18 protein-coding genes and 1 pseudogene are annotated in these 14667 nt (G+C 68.9%); 12 read left to right on the top strand and 7 right to left on the bottom strand.

Going from position 1 to position 14667, the window contains the following annotated elements:
- Positions 1-113: 113 nt before the first annotated feature.
- On the top strand, positions 114-1667 hold the full coding sequence (locus tag NOV86_RS11270) for an LVIVD repeat-containing protein (protein ID WP_267641488.1): 1554 nt from the start codon (positions 114-116) through the stop codon (positions 1665-1667).
- Positions 1668-1678: 11 nt separating this feature from the next.
- Here NOV86_RS11270 and NOV86_RS11265 read toward each other — a convergent pair whose 3' ends face one another.
- The 3 genes from NOV86_RS11265 to NOV86_RS11255 are packed head-to-tail and all read right to left on the bottom strand — an operon-like array spanning position 1679 to position 4239.
- Positions 1679-2263 carry a hypothetical protein gene (locus NOV86_RS11265; RefSeq protein ID WP_267641487.1) on the bottom strand — a complete coding sequence of 195 codons (585 nt, stop codon included), beginning with the start codon at positions 2261-2263 and terminating at the stop codon, positions 1679-1681.
- A 49-nt stretch (positions 2264-2312) separates the two neighbouring features.
- On the bottom strand, positions 2313-2948 hold the full coding sequence (locus tag NOV86_RS11260; RefSeq protein WP_267641486.1) for an HD domain-containing protein: 636 nt from the start codon (positions 2946-2948) through the stop codon (positions 2313-2315).
- A 43-nt stretch (positions 2949-2991) separates the two neighbouring features.
- Positions 2992-4239 carry an aminotransferase class V-fold PLP-dependent enzyme gene (locus NOV86_RS11255; protein WP_267641485.1) on the bottom strand — a complete coding sequence of 416 codons (1248 nt, stop codon included), beginning with the start codon at positions 4237-4239 and terminating at the stop codon, positions 2992-2994.
- A 164-nt stretch (positions 4240-4403) separates the two neighbouring features.
- Here NOV86_RS11255 and NOV86_RS11250 point away from each other — a divergent pair, with 164 nt between their 5' ends.
- Together NOV86_RS11250 and NOV86_RS11245 are read left to right on the top strand one after the other, a co-directional pair.
- A complete protein-coding gene (locus tag NOV86_RS11250; protein ID WP_267641484.1) occupies positions 4404-5081 on the top strand; it encodes a zinc metalloprotease in 678 nt (225 codons plus the stop codon).
- 45 nt (positions 5082-5126) lie between these two features.
- On the top strand, positions 5127-5342 hold the full coding sequence (locus NOV86_RS11245) for a hypothetical protein (protein ID WP_267641483.1): 216 nt from the start codon (positions 5127-5129) through the stop codon (positions 5340-5342).
- A 14-nt stretch (positions 5343-5356) separates the two neighbouring features.
- Here NOV86_RS11245 and NOV86_RS11240 read toward each other — a convergent pair whose 3' ends face one another.
- Together NOV86_RS11240 and NOV86_RS11235 are read right to left on the bottom strand one after the other, a co-directional pair.
- Complete coding sequence (locus tag NOV86_RS11240) at positions 5357-5650, bottom strand: DUF424 domain-containing protein (RefSeq protein ID WP_267641482.1); 294 nt, start codon at positions 5648-5650, stop codon at positions 5357-5359.
- A pseudogene (locus NOV86_RS11235) lies at positions 5643-6374 on the bottom strand (tetratricopeptide repeat protein); the annotation flags it as partial. The gene NOV86_RS11240 and the pseudogene NOV86_RS11235, both read right to left, overlap by 8 nt.
- A gap of 183 nt (positions 6375-6557) precedes the next feature.
- On the opposite strand from NOV86_RS11235, the gene thpR reads away from it, so the two are divergent.
- Entirely contained in the window at positions 6558-7112 is a 555-nt protein-coding gene (gene thpR, locus NOV86_RS11230) for an RNA 2',3'-cyclic phosphodiesterase (RefSeq protein WP_267641480.1), read from the top strand.
- An 11-nt stretch (positions 7113-7123) separates the two neighbouring features.
- On the opposite strand, the gene NOV86_RS11225 is transcribed toward thpR, so the two are convergent.
- Positions 7124-7753 (bottom strand): hypothetical protein, encoded by a 630-nt coding sequence (locus NOV86_RS11225; protein ID WP_267641479.1) that lies wholly within the window; start codon positions 7751-7753, stop codon positions 7124-7126.
- A 116-nt stretch (positions 7754-7869) separates the two neighbouring features.
- Between NOV86_RS11225 and NOV86_RS11220 the strand changes: the two genes are divergently transcribed.
- The 6 genes from NOV86_RS11220 (at position 7870) to ftsY (ending at position 10978) form a co-directional block, all read left to right on the top strand.
- On the top strand, positions 7870-8022 hold the full coding sequence (locus NOV86_RS11220) for a 50S ribosomal protein L39e (RefSeq protein ID WP_261649254.1): 153 nt from the start codon (positions 7870-7872) through the stop codon (positions 8020-8022).
- Positions 8022-8300 (top strand): 50S ribosomal protein L31e, encoded by a 279-nt coding sequence (locus NOV86_RS11215; RefSeq protein WP_267641478.1) that lies wholly within the window; start codon positions 8022-8024, stop codon positions 8298-8300. The genes NOV86_RS11220 and NOV86_RS11215 overlap by 1 nt, the downstream gene beginning before the upstream one ends.
- A gap of 2 nt (positions 8301-8302) precedes the next feature.
- A complete protein-coding gene (locus tag NOV86_RS11210; RefSeq protein ID WP_267641477.1) occupies positions 8303-8968 on the top strand; it encodes a translation initiation factor IF-6 in 666 nt (221 codons plus the stop codon).
- A gap of 142 nt (positions 8969-9110) precedes the next feature.
- Positions 9111-9287, top strand: a complete 177-nt coding sequence (gene rpl18a / locus NOV86_RS11205) for a 50S ribosomal protein L18Ae (protein WP_267641476.1) — start codon at positions 9111-9113, stop codon at positions 9285-9287.
- A complete protein-coding gene (gene pfdA / locus NOV86_RS11200; RefSeq protein WP_368408765.1) occupies positions 9287-9754 on the top strand; it encodes a prefoldin subunit alpha in 468 nt (155 codons plus the stop codon). The genes rpl18a and pfdA overlap by 1 nt, the downstream gene beginning before the upstream one ends.
- 9 nt (positions 9755-9763) lie before the next feature.
- A complete protein-coding gene (ftsY, locus tag NOV86_RS11195) occupies positions 9764-10978 on the top strand; it encodes a signal recognition particle-docking protein FtsY (RefSeq protein WP_267641474.1) in 1215 nt (404 codons plus the stop codon).
- 134 nt (positions 10979-11112) lie between these two features.
- Here the strand turns inward: ftsY and NOV86_RS11190 are convergent, their stop codons facing one another.
- Positions 11113-11784 carry an SDR family NAD(P)-dependent oxidoreductase gene (locus NOV86_RS11190; protein WP_267641473.1) on the bottom strand — a complete coding sequence of 224 codons (672 nt, stop codon included), beginning with the start codon at positions 11782-11784 and terminating at the stop codon, positions 11113-11115.
- A gap of 293 nt (positions 11785-12077) precedes the next feature.
- Between NOV86_RS11190 and NOV86_RS11185 the strand changes: the two genes are divergently transcribed.
- Positions 12078-13481, top strand: a complete 1404-nt coding sequence (locus NOV86_RS11185) for a signal recognition particle protein Srp54 (RefSeq protein ID WP_267641472.1) — start codon at positions 12078-12080, stop codon at positions 13479-13481.
- 1 nt (position 13482) lies between these two features.
- Complete coding sequence (locus NOV86_RS11180) at positions 13483-14667, top strand: MFS transporter (RefSeq protein ID WP_368408742.1); 1185 nt, start codon at positions 13483-13485, stop codon at positions 14665-14667.

The raw sequence follows: 14667 nt of genomic DNA, 5'->3' as shown, positions 1-14667 counted from the left end.
GCAGGGGTGTGAGACTCCGTCGCATCGGCTGTGTCGGGTGGGCCGGGGGGCTGAGCTAACTAAAACAGGTCTTTGATAAATACCTATGAGGAGTGATACTGTCACTTTTCGGTATGGTCCTCCACAACCCGGGCGGTCCCGCCCTGGACCGCCGCACCCTCCTCACCGGCGTCGTCGGCACCGCAGCGACCGCCATCGCCGGGAACCCGGCCGCCGCGAGCCCCGCGGCGAGCACCCGGTCCGGCCCGACCGACCCGCCCACGCTCGAACCGACCGCGACCCTCGACCTCCCCGGCCTCGCCGAGGCCGTCACCGACGAGGCGGGCGAGACCGTCTTCTGTGCCGTCCGCGACGGCTTCGCCATCGTCGACGTGAGCGACCCCGCGAACCCCGAACTGCTCGCCGAGGAACGCGACCTCACCCACGAGGACGCGGGGCCGATGCAGCGGATCTACGACGTGAAGTACGACGACGACCGGCTCGTCGTCGCCGGGCCGAACGCCGGCGGGAGCGACGACCTCGTCGGGTTCTTCCTCTACGACGTGTCGGACCCCGCGACGCCGGAGCGCCTCGCCTTCCAGGGGACGAGCCACGCCATCCACAACTGCCATCTCGATGGCGACCGGGTGTACCTCACCGGCGGGACCACCCCGGGCTCGCCGGCGGTCATCTACGACATCGCCGGCGACGACCCCGAGAAGGTCGGAGCGTGGTCCGCGACGCAGGAGGCGGACATCTGGACCCGCGTCGGCTCGAACTACCTCTCCTGTCACGACCTCTACGCCCGGGGCGACACCCTCTACGTCGCGTACTGGGACGCCGGGACGTGGGTCGTCGACGTGAGCGACCCCGCGACCCCGACCGCGCTGGCCCGGCTGGGCGGGCTCGACCCGAACTACCTCGCCGAGCTGGACCGTGGCTCCATCGCGGAGTTCATCGAACTCCCCGGGAACAGCCACTACGTCCAGCCGAACGCCGATTCGGACGCGGTCTTCGTCGGCAAGGAGGCCTGGGACCGCCCGGACACCGACCTCGACGGCGGCCCGGGCGGTATCGAGTGCTGGTCGATGGGCGAGGAGCCGACCAGAGAGAGCATCATCCAGAGCCCCGCCGGGCCGGACTCGAACGCCACCTCGCACAACTTCGGCCTCCGGAACGACCGCCTCTACGCCTCGTGGTACGCGGGCGGGGTCGCGGTGTACGACGTGTCCGACCGGGCCGCCCCGCAGGTGCTCGGCGCGTGGCGCGACGACACCGCGGCGTCGTTCTGGACCGCGAAACCGCTCCACGAGGGGTTCCTCGGGGCGAGTCACGCGAACCCCAGCAACGACCAGGAGGCCCGCCGAACCGGGGAGGGGGCGGCCCTGTATCTCTTCCCCGAGCCCGAAAGCGGCGGCGAGCCCGCGCCCCTCATGGAGCCACGGCCGAGTCCCGCCACGAAGGCGACTGGCGAAGACGGGGACGGAGACCCTGGCGGCGGCGGGACCGACCAGTCCGGCGGGTCAGGCGCCGGGACGACCGTCAGTGCCGGCGGCGAAACGACGACCGGTCCCGACGACTCGACCGACGGCGAGAGCGCCGTCCCCGGCTTCGGCGTCGGCGCGGCGGTCACGGCCGTCGGCGCGTCGCTGGGGCTGGCGCGGTTGTTCGGTCGCCAGCAGGAGTAGTCCGGGGCGGCTCAGACCGGGTCCTCGTCGGGCCGCGTCGCCGGGTCGATGGTCGCTCGCCCGACCGGGTCGTACTGTGAGGTCGCCGCCGGGTCGATCTCGGTGGTCGGAATCAGCTCCGACTTCGTCTGTCGCTCCGCGTCGTCGGCCCGTCGGCGGGGCCGGATACCGGGCTCTGCCAGTGGTTCCCGCCGCGACCGGACCGGCGTCCGGTCGGCCGTCGCTGGCTCCGCAGCCGTCGGCTCCGCAGTCGCCGGTTCGCCGACCTGCTCGGCCCGCGGCTCCGCCGCCGCTGTCCCGGCCTCCGGGTCCGGTGTGCCTGTCACGTCGGCCGCGTCGCCTGTTTCGATATCCGACCCGCCGTCACCCTGCACGGTCTCCCCTGCAGGCTCCGCGTCTTCTTGGTCTTCCTCCCCTCGCCAGTGCGCCCCCAGCATGCCGGCCACCCCGACGACCGCCCCGATGAACGCGAGCGCGTCGACCGCCCCGAACCCCGCGGTCGACAGGCCCTCGACGAACCGGGCGAACGTGATGACGAGCAGTCCCAGCAGCAGGAACTGCACCGCCATGAGGTGTCGTTCGAGCGTGTCGTCCATACCCTAGAGAAGTGATGCAAACGGGTATTGCTTTCGCAGCGCTGAGGTATCAGCGCTCGCCAGCGACCTCGGCCTCGAAGCGGTCGACGAAGGTCTCCAGGAAGTCGTGACGGTCTGCAGCGGCCGTCTTCCCGGCGTCCGTGTACATCCGCGATTCGAGTTCGAGGAGCTTCTTGTGGACGTGGTTGAGGGCCGTCTGGCCGGCCGCGGAATCGTCCTGTTCTGGTGATAGGTCCGGGTCGTGGATGGGCTGGGCGAGTTCGCCGGTGTGGGCGAAGGTCCGGGCGAGCCCGACCGCGCCGATGGCGTCGAGGTTGTCGGCGTCGGAGAGGAGTCTGGCCTCGAGACTCGCTGGTTCGACGTCGTTCGAGAACCGGTGGGCGCGGATGCAGTGGGCGACGGCGTCCCGGGTCGCCTCGGGAACCTCGAACTCGGCGAGGATGTCGCGTGCTTCCGCGGCACCCCACTCGGCGTGACAGTCGATATCCCCCTGTGCCTCGCGCTTGCGGCCGATGTCGTGGAGCCAGGCGGCTGCCAGAAGCACGTCCTCGTCCACCGGCTGCTCGGCGTCTTCGGCGAGTCGCTCGGCGTTGGCGACGACGCGCTGGACGTGGTGCCAGTCGTGGGTCGGCGAGAGCCCGCCGAAGTAGGTGCGGGCGCGGTCGCGGAGGGCGGTCTGGTCCATGTGGTGTCGAGTACGACCGACCGGAAAAACGGTTGTGGTGTCCCTAGGCGAACAGCTGGCGCGCCTCGTCGAGGGACTCGACCAGCGCGTCGACCTCTTCGCGGGTGTTGTAGATGTAGAACGAGGCGCGGGCGCTGGCGGCGACGCCGAGCTTGTCGTGCAGGGGCTGGGTGCAGTGGTCGCCGGCCCGGATGGCCACGCCGTAGTCGTTCACGATGGAGGAGAGGTCGTGGGCGTGGACCGTGTCGAGGTTGAACGCGACGAGGCCGCCGCGGCCCTGCTCGGGCGTCGGGCCGTAGATCTCGACGTCGTCGTACTCGGAGAGGCGGTCGTAGGCGTACTCGGCCAGCATCTCCTCGTGGGCCTGCACGCGCTCCATCCCGATGTCGTCGAGGTAGTCGATGGCGGCGTGGAGGGCGATGCCCTGCGAGATGTTGGGCGTGCCGGCCTCGAACTTCCAGGGCAGGTCGTTCCACTTCGACTCCTCGTAGGTGACCTTCTTGATCATCTCGCCGCCGTAGAGGTACGGCTCCATCTCCTCGAGGAGGTGCTTCTTGCCGTAGAGGACGCCGATGCCGGTCGGGCCGCACATCTTGTGGCCGGAGAAGGCGTAGAAGTCGGCGTCGATGGCCTCGACGTCGACCGGGCGCGTCGGGACGGCCTGTGCACCGTCGATGAACGCGAGGGCGTCGTGGTCGTGGGCGAGGTCGGCGAGGTCGGCGACGGGGTTGACGGTCCCGAGCGTGTTCGAGACGTGGACGACCGAGACCATCTCGGTGTCGTCGGTGATGAGGTCGGCCGCCGCGTCCATGTCGAGCTGGCCGGACTCGTCGATGGGGATGTACTTCACCTCGGCGCCGGTCTTCTTCGCGACCTGCTGCCAGGTGACCAGCGAGGCGTGGTGTTCCATCTCGGTCAGCACGACCTCGTCGCCGGGACCGAGTTCGTTCAGGCCCCAGGCGTAGGCGACGAGGTTCATGCTCTCGGTCGTGTTCTTCGTGAAGACGACCTCCTCGCGCTCGCCGGAGGCACCGATGAACTCGGCGACGCGGTCGTGGGCGTCCTCGTAGGCGATGGAGGCCTCCTGGCTCAGGGTGTGGATGCCGCGGTGGACGTTCGCGTTGTAGCCGTGGTAGTAGTCGACGATGGTGTCGACGACCGGCTCGGGGGTCTGGGTCGTCGCCGCGTTGTCGAGGTAGACGAGGTCCGTCCCGTCGAACTCCCGCTGGAGGATGGGGAAGTCCTGCCGGATGCGCTCGACGTCGAGGGGGTCGGTCGTCTGTGTACTCATTGCTGGTCCCTCGGGGCCAGAGCCCCAACTGTCCTTCGGTACAGGACGTGCCTGTCGGTGGTATCACAGGAGGGTCGGCGGTGGTCGAGGAACCGGGCACGGCCGGGTGCCGCGGCCCCCGGAACGGACCACGGTTAATGTCTCCGTGCGACAACAGGTCGGTGATGGTCGGAGTGTACGAGTTCACAGGCGGTGGCCGCGACGGCGTGTTGGGACGGGTGCTTGGGGCGCTCACGGGAGGTGAGAGCCCAGCGCCCGAGACGGCGCGGCCCGACCGCAGAGCAGAGACGACGACGGAGAACTCCCGGGTCCGGGAGCCCCAGGTCGCCATCGTCCCCCTCGGTGACGTGTCGACCCGGGCCAGACGGGGAGCAGTCGAGGTGATCCAGGCGGTCTACGACTGCGACGTGGGCGTCACCGAACCGCGGCCGCTCCCCGAGGACGGGTACGACCCGGAACGCGACCAGTACGAGGCCGAGGAACTGGTGCACCTCGCGTGGACGGTCGGCCCCGGCAGCAAGAACCTCGCGCTGACCGACGTGGACCTGTACCTCCGACAGCGGAACTACGTCTTCACCGCGAGCGCCAGCGACGGCGGGGGCTCGGTGCTCTCTACGAACCGACTGCGCGAGGACATCGACGATGACCTCGGCCCCGGCGCGACCAGGGCAGTCTTCGAAGACCGTGTCCGGAAAGAGGCCATCCACGCCGTCGGCGGGATGTTCGGTCTCGACCGGTGCAAGACCGACGGCTGTCCGATGGGCGCAGCTCCCACCCCGACCGATATCGACAGGAAGCGGACGTTACTGTGTGGGACCTGTCGGACAGCTATCGTGCGCTGAGAAGAGACGGCGGATTTTTATCGACCGGGTGAGTCACGTCCCCCCATGCGCCGACTCTTCGACGCGTGGCTCGTCACGGTCGTCGTGTTCACGGTACTCGTGGCACCGACCGTGCTGTTCACCACGGCTCACTCCGCCGACTCGCTGCTCGTCGAGTCGGAGTTCCTCCTGAGCCTCGCCGTCGGCTACCTGGTGGTGTTCCGCAAGCAGGCGGAGGACCCCGCCGACGACGTGTTCGAGAAACGGCCGCGCCGGCAGTAACAGACCGGGTGCGCTCAGCCGAGTCGCAAGAGCTGTGCGTGGAGCGTGTCCTCGACCGCGAGGACGGCCTCCTCGTCGATGATACCCGCCTCGACGGCCACGTCCACCGAGCGCTTGCCGACGATGTTCGCGACGGTCGCGCGTCGAAGACTGTCGAGGACCGCGTCCTCGTCGCGGTCTTCGCCGCCGTAGAACTCCTCGGAGACCGTGAGCGACACCGGGCCCTCCTCGAACGTCTCGCCCATGACGTCCGGGTCGCAGACGGAGACGAGCAGGCCCTCCTCGGTCTGTCGCTCGTTAACGATCATCGACCAGTTCCTCTTCGCGTCGCTTGCGGATCTCCTCGGCCTCCTCGGCGACCTCCTCGGCCTCCTCGTCACGCCCGAGTTCCTCGAGCGCACGGGCCTTCTCGCCGAGCACGTCGGCGGTGCGCATCCCGAGGCGGATGGCGTTGTCGAGCGCGTTGAGCGCGTCCTCGGCGAGGCCGCGTTCGAGCAGGAAGAACCCGCGGTTGTACCACGCCTGGGCCGAGCGTGCGTCGAGTTCGACGGCGCGCTCGGCGTGTTCGAGCGCCCGGGAGACGTCGCCGGACTCCCAGAGCGCGTACGCGAGGTTCGTCTCGGCGTCGGCGGCGAACTGCCCCTCGTCGTCGATGTGGAGCGCCTCCTGGTAGGCGCCGATGGCCTCGTCCCACTCCTCCATCTCGGCGTGGGCGACGCCCTTGTTCACCCAGCCCTCCTGCTTCGTGCCCTCGTCCTCGGCGAACCGGGCGGCACGCTCGAAGGTGTCGGCGGCCTGTTCGTGGCGGTTGATACCCATGTAGTTCAGGCCGACGTCGATGAGTTCGTCGGCGTCGACCGAGTCCGCGTCGACGTTACGCTGGTCCAGCATGTCCGTCAGGACGCGCGAGTCGACGGGGTCGACCTTCGTCGGGTCGACGCCGAGTTCGGGCGGGTCGAGGTCGAACTCGTCGTACGGGTCCGAGAACCCCTGGCCCTCCGAGAACTTGTGGTCTCGCTCGCGGTCAGTCATAGGTCGCGCTTGGCCGTGAACACGGGTAAGGGTTGCGACACCCGGAAACGTCATATACCGCCCCCGCCAGCACCCGGGCCGGCCGGGGTGCCATCCGCGTCCCTGAGCAGGCAATGAACCCTGCGCTGTCTGTCGGTTTGAACGGAAGGTACATTCAAGTTCCAGAGTACCGTCACCAATAGCATGCGACTGTTTGTCAGTATCGACCTCCCCGACGACATCGCCGAGGACGTCGAGGCGCTCCAGGACTGCTTCGAGGAGGCGACGGGACTGAAGTTCGTCGACCCGACGCAGGCCCACGTCACGCTGAAGTTCCTCGGGGAGGTGAGCAAGGCCCGCCTGCCGGCCGTCGAGGAGGCCGTCGAGGCGGGCGTGCGAGACGCCGAAGTCCCCCCGTTCGAGGCGACCTTCGGCGGCCTCGGCGTCTTCCCCTCGCTCGATTACATCAACGTCCTGTGGCTCGGCGTCCGCGACGGCGCCGACGAGATGACGACCCTGCACGAGGGCATCGAGGCCGAGACGACCGCCATCGGGTTCTCCCCGGAGTCACACGAGTTCACCCCCCACGTCACGCTCGCCCGGATGGAGCACGCCGGCGGCAAGGAGACGGTCCAGGCGTGTGTCAGGGACAACGACCCCGAGGCGGGGTCGATGCAGGTCGAGGAGGTCCGCCTGACCGAGAGCGTCCTCACACCCGACGGCCCGGAGTACCGGACCGTCGAGCGGTTCCGGCTCTGAGTACGCCCGCGTCAGTCCTCGGCCCGCCACCTGGCGAGGGCGAGCAGGCTCGCGATGCCGGCCACGGCACCGGGGGTCTCGAAGCCGGGGAGCGCGCTCCCGCTCTCGTCGCCCGACGGCGGGGCGGTCGTCTCCGTCCCCTCGGGGATGCGCGCCTCGGAGACGGCCTCGGTGTCGACGCCGACGTACCCGTTCCCGCAGGTCTCGGCGTCGCTGACGATGAAGACGGAACCGGCCTCGAGGTGGTCCTTCTCGCCGTTCGTGAGAATCCGGACCTCGGCACCCGGCGGGTCGGTGGCGAGTTTCTTCGAGAGCACCGCCTCGTAGACGACGGTGTTCGACGGGTCCCACGAGGTGAGCCCGCACTGCTCGACCGCGCTCGTGTCCACCTCGCTCGTGACCTCGTCGGCGATCACGAGGTAGTTCCCGACGTAGTCCCCCTCGAAGTCCTCGGGCGCCTCGAACGCCATCTCGCGACGGATCCCCGACCCGCCACCGGACGTGGACCCGGTGGTGGTCGTCTCGGCGCCGCTGCCGCCCGTCGCGGCGGCGGTCCCGACGGCGGCCGACCCGAGTGTCGCGGCCACGCTCGTCAGGACGGTTCGACGCGTCCGCTGGTCGTGACGGCTGGCTTCGGTCATCGTGGGCGGCGGTACGAACAGGAGACGGGAAACCCTCTGGCCAAGACAGCTAGTGCCAGCCCCGAGCGACAGAAAAGAACAACATTTTAAACTCGGCAGAGGTACTTCCGGCCACTATGGGTAAGAAATCGAAGGCCAAGAAAAAGCGCCTCGCCAAGCTCGAGCGACAGAACAGTCGCGTGCCGGCGTGGGTCATGCTCAAGACCGACATGGAAGTCCAGCGGAACTACAAGCGCCGCAACTGGCGACGTAACGACACCGACGAATAATGAGTTCCAGTGATTTCGAGGAGCGCGTCGTCACCGTCCCGCTCCGCGACGTGAACGCAGAAGCGAAGCACAAGCGTGCAGACAAGGCGATGACGCTCATCCGCGAGCACCTCGCACAGCACTTCAAGGTCGACGAGGACGCGGTCCGACTCGACCCCTCCATCAACGAAGCGGTCTGGTCGCGCGGCCGGAAGAAGCCCCCGAGCAAGCTCCGCGTCCGTGCCGCCCGCTTCGACGAGGAAGGCGAGGCCGTCGTGGAAGCCGAACACGCGGAGTAACGTTGCTCCGTACCGCGTTCGCCGGGTCACCGTACGTCGGCGTCTTCGCGCGGGCGACGAACGAATGTCTCCTCTGCCGTCCAGACATCGAATCGTCCGTCCAGGAGGCCATGGCCGACGAACTCGAGGTGCCCGCAATCCCGACGACGATCGCCGGTTCGTCCACCGTCGGCGCGCTAGCCGCCGGTAACTCCAACGGGCTCGTCGTGTCGAGCCGCGTCACGCAGCGCGAGCGCGACCGCATCGCCGAGGTCGTCGACCTCCCCATCGGCGAACTCCCCGGGCGGCGCAACGCCGCCGGCAACATCGTGCTCGCCAACGACACCGGGGCGTACGTCCACCCGGAACTCTCCGACGAGGCCGTCGCCGTCGTCGAGGACACCCTCGGGGTGCCCACCGAACGCGGCGACCTCGCCGGGGTCCGCACGGTCGGGACCGCCGCCGTCGCGACGAACAACGGGGTGCTCTGTCACCCCAAGTCGACCGACGCCGAACTCGACTACCTCGAGGACCTCCTCGGCGTCCCCGCCGACGTGGGCACCATCAACTACGGTGCGCCGCTCGTCGGCTCCGGGCTGGTCGTCAACGACAACGGCTACGTCGCCGGCGAGGACACGACCGGGCCCGAGCTGGGTCGCATCGAGGACGCACTCGGTCTCATCGACTGAGTCCCGTATCCGGTCGACCTGTCTTCTTCACGACCGTCACGCCGTACAGTCAGGTGTCACGGCAGAGCCATGTGTGAACCGGTCACGAGCCGTGGCAGTCCAGAAGGGAAGATTCTTCCATCTCGCTCCCGCACTCTCGGGCATGAGTCAGTTTACTATCCGCGGGACGTTCGAGACGCGTCACGGGCCGAGCCCGTTCGAGACGACAATCGAGGCAGCGAACGAGAACGTCGCACGCGAGCACACCTACGCGAACTTCGGGAGCAAGCACAACGTCAAGCGTACGCAGGTCGAGATCTCGGAGGTCGAGGCACAATGATGGGCGGTGGTGGCGGGCAGGCCCAGCAGCTCCAGCAGGAGATGCAGGCGATCCAGGCCGAGATCGAGGAGATCGAAGAGGAGATCGAGGAGGTCCGCGAGGAGAAGACGGAGATCGACGAGGCCATCGAGGCGCTGAACACCCTCGAGTCCGAGTCCATCGTGCAGGTCCCCCTCGGCGGCGACGCCTACGTCCGCGCCGAGGTCCAGGACATCGACGAGATCATCGTCGGCCTCGGCGGCGGCTACGCCGCAGAGCGCGACCGCGACGGTGCCATCGAGACCCTCGAGAACAAGCAGGAGTCGCTCGACGACTACATCGACGAGCTCGAAGAGGAGATCGACGAGCTCGAGGACGAGAGCGACGAGATCGAGGCCCAGGTCCAGCAGATGCAGCAACAGCAGATGCAACAGCAGATGCAGCAGATGCAACAGCAGGCGGAAGAGGAAGAAGGCGACGACGAGTAACCGATATCGATGTTCGACAACCTGAAGGAGAAACTGGGTAGCTTCCGCAAGGACGTCGAGGAGACGGCCGACGAGAAGGCCGAAGCGGCCGAGGCGGAGGAACCCGAAGCCGAGGCGGAGGCGGCAGCCGCGGAGGACGTGGCTGCGGCCCGACCCGAGGCGTCAACCGACCCGGCGGCTGCGGAGGCGTCCGCCGCAGTCGACAGCGACCCCGAGGCCGAACCCGAGGAGCCGGCCGCCGAGCCCGTCGACGACGCCGGCGACGCCGAGGAGTCGGTCCCCGAGGCCGACCCCCGCGAGGCGGAGCAGGAAGCGTCGGGCAACAACTCGACCGGCTTCGGCTCCAAACTGAAGGCGGCCGCCACGGGCAAGTTCGTCATCGAGGAGGAGGACCTCGAGGACCCGCTCTGGGAGCTCGAGATGGCGCTGCTCGAATCCGACGTGGAGATGAGCGTCGCCGAGGAGATCCTCGAGAACATCAAGGAGGAGCTCGTCGGCGAGCGCCGGAAGTTCACCGAGTCGACGGGCGACATCGTCGAGGAGGCCCTCGCCGACGCCCTGTACGACGTCATCTCGGTCGGGCAGTTCGACTTCGATGCGCGCGTCGCCGAGGCCGACAAGCCCGTCGTCATCATCTTCACCGGCGTCAACGGCGTCGGGAAGACGACGAGCATCGCGAAGCTCTCGCAGTACTTCGAGGAGCGCGGGCTCTCGTCGGTCATGGCGAACGGCGACACCTACCGTGCCGGCGCGAACGAGCAGATACAGCAGCACGCCGACAACCTCGACACGAAGCTCATCGCCCACGAACAGGGCGGCGACCCGGCGGCGGTCATCTACGACGCCGTCGAGTACGCCGAGGCCCACGACATCGACGTGGTGCTGGGCGACACCGCCGGTCGCCTGCACACGAACGAGGGGCTGATGGACCAGCTCGAGAAGATCGACCGTGTCGTCGGCCCGGACATGACCCTCTTCGTCGACGAGGCCGTCGCCGGTCAGGACGCGGTCCAGCGCGCGAAGAAGTTCAACGAGGCGGCCGCCATCGACGGCGCCATCCTCACGAAGGCCGACGCCGACTCCAACGGCGGCGCGGCCATCTCCATCGCCCACGTCACGGGCAAGCCCATCCTCTTCCTCGGGGTGGGCCAGGACTACGACGACCTCGAACGGTTCGACCCCGACGAGATGGTCGCGCGCCTGCTCGAGGAGGACGAGGCGTAGCTGCAGTCGAAGCCAACCGGAACCTCTTCTTCAGGGTCGTTCTCGACGCCGGAACCGCGGACTCGGACCAGCCACGGCAAGGCTCCCGTTTCGGGTGCGGCATTCGTCGTCAGGGTCGGTTCGTCGACCGACCCCTACGTCCGGACGGACTCCTCGGTGGGCCGCAGGTCGAGTTCGAACGTCCGGGCGTCCGGCGGTTGCTCGGCGAGGTGCCAGTACTCCTGTGCGACGTGGCGAGGGTCGAGGGCCCCGCTCGCGGTCCCGATGCCGCCGTCGACGACGGCGTAGGCGACGTGGACCGCCGGGGCGAGGTCGCGCGCCAGCGAGCCGGCGAGCCCGTGGACCGCGGGGGTGGTCGAGTCCCAGGCGAGGCTGTCCCCGGTCGGGCGGTGGGCGTACGGCGACCCGGTGAACACGACGGTCCCCCGCCGGTCCGCGAGGTCGTCCAGGCAGGCCTTCACGCAGGCGACCGCGCCGTAGACGTTCACCTCCCAGTCGCCGACGAGGGTGTCGAGGTCGACCTCGCGGACGCCACCGGGACGGGTATCGGTGAAGAAGGCGTTCAGGACGAGGCACTCGACCGGGCCGGCCGCGTCGTGGAAGTCGGCGACCGCGGCCGCGACCGCCTCGGGGTCCGTGATGTCCGCGGGCAACGGGACCACGCCGTCGACCTCGTCCGCGAGGTCGTGCAGGTAGTCGGTCGAGCGGGCGATGGCGCCGACGGTGCAGCCGCGGTCGGCGAACTCGCGGACGACGGCCTCGCCGAGGGAGGGACCGACGCCGGCGACGATGGCTGTCTCGGGCATGCTCGGGGCGTGGGCCCGGACGGGCAAAAGCGCCCGCTGCAACGAGTTCCTGTAGCCGACGCGATGGGTCGAGAGCGCCCCCTGCCGGGGCGGTCGCTCTGACGGCGGTGAGTGACTGCGGAAGTGGGATGACAGCTCGTGGTGTGCTACGCAGTCACAGCACGTGATACACGGTGCCACAGCATAAAGCTCTGCAGCAACCAGTTACCGTCGCTGGACCAACACGAACGGTTTCCTGTCGTGCGAGCGGCGAGAAAAAGGCTTTAACGCGCGACGCGACTAGCGGACAGTAAATGGTACTCGATGACCTCGGGAGTTCGTTGCGGGGCACGCTCGACAAGCTCCGCGGGAAGTCCCGTCTCTCCGAAGAAGACGTCGAGGAGATCGTCAAGGAGATCCAGCGCTCGCTCCTGCAGGCCGACGTCGACGTCTCCCTCGTGATGGACCTCTCGGACAACATCAAGACGCGCGCCCTGGAGGAGGAGCCTCCGAAGGGGACGCCGGCGCGGGACTTCGTGCTCCGCATCGTGTACGAGGAGCTGGTCGGCCTCGTCGGCGACTCCACGGAGCTGCCACTGGAGAACCAGACCATCCTCCTCGCCGGGCTGTACGGGTCCGGGAAGACCACGAGCGCGGCGAAGATCGCGTGGTGGTTCTCGAAGAAGGGGATGCGCCCGGCCATCATCCAGACCGACACGGACCGCCCCGGTGCCTACGACCAGTCCAAGGAGATGGCCCGGCGCGCCGAGGTCGACTTCTACGGCGACGAGGACGCCGACGACCCGGTCCAGATCGTCCGCGACGGGATGGCGGCCACCGAGGACGCCGACATCCGCATCGTCGACACGGCGGGTCGTGACGGCCTGAACCAGGAGCTCATCGACCAGATCGAGCGCATCGAGAACGAGGCGAACCCCGACCGGAACCTGCTCGTCATCGACGCCGCGATGGGCCAGTCCGCCAAGGAGCAGGCCCAGAAGTTCGAGGAGTCCATCGGTATCGACGGGGTCGTCATCACGAAGCTCGACGGGACCGCGAAGGGTGGTGGCGCCCTCGCGGCCGTCAACGAGACCGGCTCGTCCATCGCGTTCCTCGGGACCGGCGAGGAGGTCAAGGACGTCGAGCGCTTCGAGCCCGACGGCTTCATCTCGCGCCTGCTCGGCATGGGCGACCTCAAGCAGCTCACCGAGCGCGTCGAGCGCGCCATGCAGGAGACCCAGGCCGAGGACGACGAGGACTGGGACCCCGAGGACATGCTGAAGGGGAACTTCACCCTGAAGGACATGAAGAAGCAGATGGACGCGATGAACAAGATGGGGCCCCTCGACCAGATCATGGACATGATCCCGGGCTTCGGCGGCGGCATCAAGGACCAGCTGCCCGACGACGCCATGGACGTGACCCAGGAGCGCATGCGGAGCTTCGAGGTCATCATGGACTCCATGACCGACAAGGAGATGGAGAACCCCCGGGGCATCGGGCAGAAGCAGGTCGAACGCATCGCCCGCGGCTCCGGCCAGCCCGAGGAGAAGGTGCGCGAACTCCTCCAGCAGCACAAGATGATGGAGCGCACCCTGAAGCAGTTCCAGGGCGGCATGGACGGCGACATGCAGCGCATGATGAAGAAGATGCAACAGCAGGGCGGCGGTGGCGGCATGGGCGGCCTCGGCGGCGGTGGTGGCGGCCCGTTCGGATAGAGTGGCCCGCCTCCGCGACCTCGCCAGCTACGACGCGCTCGTCCTGACAGCGTGCATCTGGTTCCTCGCGAAGTTCCTTCGATACGCGTTCCCACCGCTGTTCGGGACGCTCCAGAGTACCTACGGCGTCTCGAACGCGGTGGTCGGGAGCGCCTTCACCGCGCTGATGCTGGCCTACGCCGCGATGCAATTTCCCTCGGGGCTGCTCGCGGACCGGGTCGGCGGCGTCCGGGTCGTGACTGCTGGGGCCATCGTCGCAGCCGTCGCCGCGCTCGCGCTCTCGATATCGCTCCCCTTCGCCGCCCTCGTCGGCGTGATGGTGTTCGTCGGGCTCGGCACGGGCGCGCACAAGACGGTCGCGGTCCGCCTGCTCTCGCGGGTGTACCCCAGCAGGACGGGACGGGCCCTCGGCGTGATGGACACCTTCGGGGCCTTCGGCGGCGTGGTCGCCCCGGCCGCCGTGGTCTGGGCGCTGGCCGGCGGCGGCCCGGACTGGCACGTCGTGTTCCTCGGTGGCGGCGTCGTCGGGCTCGCCCTCGCGGGCCTGTTCCAGTGGCGCGTCCCGCGGCGGCTGCCCGACGAGCCGGACCGCGATAGTGGCGGTGGCGGTGCGAGCGCCTACCGCGCCCTCTTCTCGGACCGCTGGTTCCTCGTCTTCGTCGCCGTCACGGTCCTGTTCTCGTTCACCTACAACGGCGCGGTGGCGTTCCTGCCCCTGTACCTCGAGGAGGCGGCCGGGCTGTCGCCGGCGACCGCCGGGACCCTCTACTCGGGCCTGTTCCTCGTGAGCCTCGTGCAGGTCGTCACCGGCGACCTGAGCGACCGCCTCGGCCGGCTGACGGTCATCGGCGGGACGCTGGCGCTGGCGACCGCGGGACTGGCACTGGTCGTCGCGGTGCCGGAGAGTCCCCTGCCGGTCGTCGCCGCGAGCGTCGTCGCCTTCGGCCTCGGCAGCCACGGCTTCCGGCCGGTCCGGGGCGCCTACCTCGTCGAGTTGATCCCCGAGTCCGTCGCGGGCGGGGGCCTCGGCGTGGTCCGGACCGCCCTCATGGGCGTCGGGGCGGTCGCGCCCGCGGTCGTCGGCATCGTCTCCGACCTCGCGGGGTTCCAGCTCGCCTTCGCGGTGTTGCTGGCGTCGCTGGCCGCCGGGCTGGCGCTGGTCGGGGTGCTCGCGGTCGGGCAGTGA

The organism is Haloarchaeobius amylolyticus, assembly GCF_026616195.1.
Lineage (GTDB): Archaea > Halobacteriota > Halobacteria > Halobacteriales > Natrialbaceae > Haloarchaeobius > Haloarchaeobius amylolyticus.
The sequence above is the reverse complement of the archived record's forward strand: the minus strand, read 5'-3'. Positions and strand labels throughout refer to the sequence as shown.

What these genes read in the sequence shown, in the direction of transcription:
- NOV86_RS11255 (WP_267641485.1), bottom strand. Translation starts at nt 4,239, where the DNA reads ATGAGTACACAGACGACCGACCCCCTCGACGTCGAGCGCATCCGGCAG.
- NOV86_RS11240 (WP_267641482.1), bottom strand. Translation starts at nt 5,650, where the DNA reads ATGATCGTTAACGAGCGACAGACCGAGGAGGGCCTGCTCGTCTCCGTC.
- NOV86_RS11185 (WP_267641472.1), top strand. Translation starts at nt 12,078, where the DNA reads ATGGTACTCGATGACCTCGGGAGTTCGTTGCGGGGCACGCTCGACAAG.
- ftsY (WP_267641474.1), top strand. Translation starts at nt 9,764, where the DNA reads ATGTTCGACAACCTGAAGGAGAAACTGGGTAGCTTCCGCAAGGACGTC.
- NOV86_RS11190 (WP_267641473.1), bottom strand. Translation starts at nt 11,784, where the DNA reads ATGCCCGAGACAGCCATCGTCGCCGGCGTCGGTCCCTCCCTCGGCGAG.
- thpR (WP_267641480.1), top strand. Translation starts at nt 6,558, where the DNA reads ATGCGACTGTTTGTCAGTATCGACCTCCCCGACGACATCGCCGAGGAC.
- rpl18a (WP_267641476.1), top strand. Translation starts at nt 9,111, where the DNA reads ATGAGTCAGTTTACTATCCGCGGGACGTTCGAGACGCGTCACGGGCCG.
- NOV86_RS11245 (WP_267641483.1), top strand. Translation starts at nt 5,127, where the DNA reads ATGCGCCGACTCTTCGACGCGTGGCTCGTCACGGTCGTCGTGTTCACG.
- NOV86_RS11215 (WP_267641478.1), top strand. Translation starts at nt 8,022, where the DNA reads ATGAGTTCCAGTGATTTCGAGGAGCGCGTCGTCACCGTCCCGCTCCGC.
- NOV86_RS11220 (WP_261649254.1), top strand. Translation starts at nt 7,870, where the DNA reads ATGGGTAAGAAATCGAAGGCCAAGAAAAAGCGCCTCGCCAAGCTCGAG.
- NOV86_RS11225 (WP_267641479.1), bottom strand. Translation starts at nt 7,753, where the DNA reads ATGACCGAAGCCAGCCGTCACGACCAGCGGACGCGTCGAACCGTCCTG.
- pfdA (WP_368408765.1), top strand. Translation starts at nt 9,287, where the DNA reads ATGGGCGGTGGTGGCGGGCAGGCCCAGCAGCTCCAGCAGGAGATGCAG.
- NOV86_RS11260 (WP_267641486.1), bottom strand. Translation starts at nt 2,948, where the DNA reads ATGGACCAGACCGCCCTCCGCGACCGCGCCCGCACCTACTTCGGCGGG.
- NOV86_RS11270 (WP_267641488.1), top strand. Translation starts at nt 114, where the DNA reads ATGGTCCTCCACAACCCGGGCGGTCCCGCCCTGGACCGCCGCACCCTC.
- NOV86_RS11265 (WP_267641487.1), bottom strand. Translation starts at nt 2,263, where the DNA reads ATGGACGACACGCTCGAACGACACCTCATGGCGGTGCAGTTCCTGCTG.
- NOV86_RS11250 (WP_267641484.1), top strand. Translation starts at nt 4,404, where the DNA reads ATGGTCGGAGTGTACGAGTTCACAGGCGGTGGCCGCGACGGCGTGTTG.